Raw genomic sequence first — 5,614 nt, forward strand, 5'->3', positions numbered from 1 at the left:
TCCTCCGCCGAATTTCGATCGGGTACCAGCTCACGTCTACGATGAAAGAGGATGCATATGGATCTCCACGAGGCTCAATCCATCGCGTCACGCTATATCGCCCACATCATTGCCAGTCCCGACGAGCGGAAGACGTTCGAAACCTATGCAACGTCGGACGACTATCACGCGCCGATGGCACAGCACATGCAACGTCTGCTCGGCCTGGCCACCCCGCCGTCCAAAGACGACCTCGCCAAGATTCGTGAGGCGGGTGATGCGCTTTTTCAGCCGTTTGCCGCCGCACTCGACCAGCACGCTTCAGGACAGTTCGAGATGTATCAGCCCGCTAACGTCTGCGTGGTTACGAAGAAAACCACCTAGCCCGGACTCGCGGTTACTCCCGGGAGAGCCGCCATCTCGCCACCTGAACGCGCGAGGTGACGTTTAGCTTTCTGAAGATGCTGGCAAGGTGCGCCTCTACGGTACGCTCGCTCAAGAAGAGCGCCACCGCGATCTCCCGGTTGGTATTTCCCTCGGCAACCAAACCGGCGATCTCCTGTTCCCTGAACGTCAAGCCCTCCTTCGCCTCGCGCCTCTTGGCCGGCTTTTTCTTGCCGCCAACAACGCGTGCGGGAGGCCTCACGTCAAGGTCTCGGAGCATCGCACGCTCCGCAGCGCTCTCGCTCCCGGCGATGCTCCGCGCGTATGCGGCGTAAAAGGTAGCCCCCAATCGCGTGAAGACGACAGCGGATTCTTCCAAACGCGGTCTTCCGCTGCCGGCTCGCAGGGCGTCCGACGCCCAACCTGTCATCAGTAAGTCGTGAGCCCTATGCCACGGTGAGCGCTCTTCAATCACCTCACCCTGCGCAAGCGTCTCCAGCAGTGCGACGTCGCCGGCGCGCTGAGCGTAGAGCACGGCGAGCGCGGGGCACGACGGCAACCACCAGGTTGCGGGCCTTGCCAGCGCCGGTCGAACCGCATTGATGTGCCGCGTCGCTTCACGGCCGTCGCGCGTCACTTCGCCGGCCGCCCATGCTACGACGAGAAAGTCGCGAACGCTGGGGTCGGGCAGGCGCATCGCGCGCTCAACCTCCCGCTTAATCTCTGTATCGAACTCCGTCCCCTGATCGGTAAAGCCGGCGATCATCGCCGCAAGGGCACACATCTCGCCGCGCGATGTATCGGGGGAGGTTGCAAGCTCAACAGCGCTCAGAGCCTCCAAGACTGCGGCAAAATTACCGCAGGCGATCTCGAGGCTCAAGCTCCAATAGAGCATGCGGAGAAACCCTGTCCGCGCCCATTGAACCCGCGCCACTCTCAAACGGTCCGAAACGATCTCACGCGTGCCGTTGACGCCGAACTCGTAGAACTTCAAGAGGAACTCGTGCATCATGCACCCGATCCCGTGGTGCGTGTTTCTCAAGTCGGCGCGTACGCGGGCGATGTTGAGGGCCTCCAACGCCTCCTGATGGCCAAGGAGCCGCTGATCCATCATGAGATCCGCGAACGCAAAGTTCGTTGCAGCGGCATCCGATAGGTCGGGCGACTCTGCGGCCCGCAACTCGTTCAGCGCGCCTACCACCGCCGTGTCGAGCCGGTCAGCGTTAATGTGTGCCCAAATCGAGCGGAGGTCCCAGCGATCGCGCTCGTCCTCAAGCGACTGCAGAAGACTATCGTATATGTGCCTGGCCCGCTCCCAATCATGGAAATACATCACGACCGTCCACACAAGGGTCAACGCGAGTGGGCCGAACCCGTCTTTTATTCCGAGGTTCCGCCCTTCTTTAATGGCTCGATCGATTACGCTGAACTGTAACTCGGGTGGCCGATTAAGAATACGAAGCGTCATGCCGTACTGATTGTAGAATGCCGTATGCCCTTCGGCCGGCGGCTTTCTCACCTCGAGCGCCCGCGAGAAGCAGGCCTCGGCCGTATGCCAGGCACTGGAGGCTATCGCGGAGCGCGCGATCTTTAGGAGGTACTCGTACTCGACGTCCTCCTCGCCGCAGGCACGTGCATGGTAGACGATGCGCTCGGCAAACTGTCCCTCGGCATGCGGCTCAGCTAGCAGTTCGCGCATGATCCTCTGATGGACCGCTTCAGGAAAGCGCACGATCGACCGTACGGCATCGCAGACAAGCGCGTGAGAGAAGCGAAAGCTCCCTTCCTCCGCGACGAGAAACGAGCCCACCAAGTGCGCGAGGTGATTCATCGCCACCTCGCTACTCTGCGCCATGACCGCGGCGACTTTGAAGCTCAACGGCTGCTCCATGAGCGAGAGAGTCTCGAGATACGTCTGCACGTCGGGGTCGAGACGTCTCATTTGATCCAACACGACGGCCCGTACGCTCTCACGCAACCCGTCGGCGCCGTTGACGTGCCGCGTGCGCGCCTCCGACGCCAGCGAGACAAGCGCGTACGGGAGTCCTTGAGAACACTCGACGATCGATTCGACGACGGCGCCGCCGGCATCGGGATAGACTTGCGTGACGACGGAGCGCGCGGCGTCTAGCTCGAGGCTCTCGAGATGGATCTCCGCCACCGATGCATGCGGCTCAGCCTCGGCACTCGGGCGCCGCGCGAGGACGATCAAGAGCGGGTAAACTGCCAGATCGGCGGCGGCGAGCTGCAGCGTCCTCAGACTCTCGCCGTCTATCCACTGGGCGTCGTCGACGACGATGACGACGGGCAGATCGACGAGCATGCCTTCGAGCAGCGCCACGAATGAGCGCTGAAAGCGGAAAATATCCGCCTCAGCGGCGACCTGCTCCACGCCAAACCGCTCCGCAAGAACGAGGTCGCGGGCGAAGAGCGCCTGTTCGAGGCCGCTTGCGTACCGGCGCATGGGCTCGATCCCGACTTGATCGACAATCCGATGGAGCAAACGACGGGCGGTAGCTAACGGAACGCTCGACTGGCTCTCGTGGGCAGCCGCCTCGAAGGTCGTACGTCCGCGGTCGGCGGCGTCCGAGGCGAGCTGTGCCAGCAGTGCTGTCTTCCCCTGCCCCGAGACGCCGACCAAGGAGATCGTCTCCGCCACACGCTCGCGCGATACCCGCTCGAGCGCGTCGAGCAACGCCTTTCGTGCACCCCCGCGGCCTATCAGCGGCTGATCGTTTCGCGTGGATGGCGAGCTCACGAGATGACCCTCCGGAGGGCCGCGCCGATACGTCCGTCCACCATGCCGGTCTCGAGACCCGGCGCGATCACGCGGGCGACGGAGATCGGAAGATCGCTCAGCGAGAGATCGACCACGACCACTTGGGGCGCCCCTGCAGCGTGGACGGCATCGACCAGCGCGCGCAGCTCCCGGCCGAGGTCCGGGAACGAGCGATCAGGGATGCTGCGTAGCGTCACGACCTGCGCGGGAGCATCGAAATACCAGCGGCCGTGCGGCAGCGTTGAGCGCCGGCGCCCATGATTTCCGTAACACGTCCTGGGATCGTCCTCGCGCAGCATATCTTCCCGTGCACCCTGAAAGTCGACGAGCCGCCCTTGCACGGCCTCGGTGATTGCCCGCGTTGCCGCGTGCTCCGGTGACCACGAGCATCCCAGACCGGCATGAGCGAGCGGTGGATCGACTCCGAGCTGCCGGATGCTCGCGATGATGCACACCGGAAGGCCCGGCTCCTCGAGCGCCAACACGCGAATACTCAGACCCGCGGCTTCGATCTCTGCAATCAGCGAATCGACGGCCGCACAGCCCGTCGGCAATCGGATCTCCTTGGCCACGGCATCGTCCACGAGCGAGGAAAAGTCGGGCTCGACTCCGATGCGGCGGGCGAACGCCTCGAGCAGGAGACGCGGGCGCAGATGCGCACGCGCATGGGTCATCGACCATACGTGGCGCTCCACCAGCTCAAAAAGCGCGTGATAGACGGCTTCGGTCAAGTTGTTGCCGGAGGCCAGGCCATTGGTCGAGCAGGTGTCGAACGTCCGCGGGCCGTTCCAGGGACAGCGTACCAACGCCAGCGGCACCGGCACTCCCTCTCCACTGATCGCGTCGAGACCGGCGACGAACTGGCACGGGCGGTCCCAAGCTTCTTCGTTGAGTCCAAGACTCATGAGGTCCATACCCCCGCCAATGTCGCACGGGCGCAGACTAACGGTAGGGGGATCGAACTGCGCGCAGATCTGCCGCTCCGTCGCCTCCATGACCGCGCTGGCCAGCGCGTGCTCGTACGTTGCGCCCTTGCCGCTGTAGTTGCTGATGACGTCGTCGGAGTCCGGAACGACCGCGCAGATCGTCGGAACCGCGACGCGGTCGAGGCGCGTGACGTCGCTGATGCGTGTGATACCATAGCGCCGGCGAAGCTCCGGGACGAGCGCCAGCGTCTTCTCCAAGGAAACGCTACGATCGTAGGAACCTGGCGTCTTCGGCAAGGTCCTAAAGAGGCGCTCAACGTCGATCGGTGGCATACCGAACGAGACCTGCGCGATGGTCACGTCCGTCCGGGACCGGTAAAGAGAGCGTGAGGCTCGACTGCAAACTTCATAGAGACTTCCCACGTACACACGGTCGCACGGGCTCTTGTCCACGCGCCTTGTGTCGGCCTGCAGGACGAGCACGGCTCGACGTGAAGAGCGCAGCCATGCGTCGCCCCGCCTTCCTCGCCGGACTGGCTTCCGTGCTCTCGGCTCCTGTTATGGCGCATGCCGCAAATGGGAGACTGCACGCAGCGACGATCCATGGCGTGGACGATCCCGACCCCTATGTCGGCACGGCTCCGTTTGCCCAGATCCTCTCATGGGCATACGCCGACGGGCTTGTCGGCATCTCGGCGGACGGTCGCACGGTCCCAGCGCTCGCGGCAGCGCTCCCGGAACGCTCCGCCGACGGCCTATCGTATCGATACGTCCTGCGCGACGACGTTCGCTGGCACGACGGTGCTCCGTTCCGCGGGGCCGACGTCGTGACGATCTACCAACGCCTGACGAAGCGGGTCGATCTCCGCTCTACGCCTCCGTTCGACGCTGTCGTGGACGTCACGGCCCACGGGCCCGAGGTGACCGTCCGTCTGCACCGCCCATTCGGGGCCTTTGCGGAACAGTTCTTCGGCCCGCGCGGAGCCCTGCCGATTCCGCTGGTTCGGCCGGGGCATATCGGCACAGGACCCCTTCGGATCCAACAGGCGCGGCCGAACAGCTCCACGACGCTGGTACGCGCAGTGGGCGGTCCACGCGGTGCGGCGGCGCTCGATGAATTGCGGATCGAGACCATCCCGGACGGGAACTCCTTGCTCGTCGCATTCGAGGCGCACGACGTCGACGTCGCCATCTATCCTCCGACGGAAACGGCGAGCGCGTATGCGAAGGCCGGCGCGCGTATTTTTCGCCAAGACGGCACGACGCTCATGATCCTGGCCAACTGCGTATCCGGACCCTTGACGGATCCAGATATCCGTCGCGCCGTCTTCGCCTCGATCGATAAACGTCAGATCGCCCGGGACGTCTTCGGCGATTGGCTCCAGCCTACAAGTCTGCTCCCCGCGCCGCGGCTCCCCGGGGCGTCCGCTGCGCGAGTGTTGCTGGCCCGCTCACGACCCCATCTACGCATCATCGCGACGGAGGGCCATCCGGGCCAAGTTGCGCTTCTCGTTCAGCAAATGCTGCAAACAGCCGGAGCGTCGGT

The 5,614-nt window shown here is 64.2% G+C and carries 4 protein-coding genes; 2 read left to right on the plus strand and 2 right to left on the minus strand.

Going from position 1 to position 5,614, the window contains the following annotated elements; genetic code table 11:
• The first annotated feature begins 57 nt into the window (after positions 1-57).
• On the plus strand, positions 58-363 hold the full coding sequence (locus tag EPN29_13875) for a hypothetical protein (protein TAN31259.1): 306 nt from the start codon (positions 58-60) through the stop codon (positions 361-363).
• A gap of 13 nt (positions 364-376) precedes the next feature.
• Here the strand turns inward: EPN29_13875 and EPN29_13880 are convergent, their stop codons facing one another.
• A complete protein-coding gene (locus EPN29_13880; GenBank protein ID TAN31260.1) occupies positions 377-3,121 on the minus strand; it encodes a helix-turn-helix transcriptional regulator in 2,745 nt (914 codons plus the stop codon).
• The gene (locus EPN29_13885) at positions 3,118-4,428 is read right to left on the minus strand and encodes a hypothetical protein (protein ID TAN31261.1); all 1,311 of its coding nucleotides are present in this window, start codon (positions 4,426-4,428) and stop codon (positions 3,118-3,120) included. Before EPN29_13885 ends, EPN29_13880 begins: the two co-directional genes overlap by 4 nt.
• A gap of 131 nt (positions 4,429-4,559) precedes the next feature.
• Here EPN29_13885 and EPN29_13890 point away from each other — a divergent pair.
• A partial coding sequence (locus tag EPN29_13890) for a hypothetical protein (GenBank protein ID TAN31262.1) occupies positions 4,560-5,614 on the plus strand: 1,055 nt, incomplete at its 3' end.

It is taken from the genome of bacterium, assembly GCA_004299235.1.
GTDB lineage: Bacteria > Chloroflexota > Dormibacteria > Dormibacterales > Dormibacteraceae > SCQL01.

Coding starts and splice junctions, on each gene's coding strand:
- EPN29_13875 (TAN31259.1), top strand. CDS start 58: ATGGATCTCCACGAGGCTCAATCCATCGCGTCACGCTATATCGCCCAC.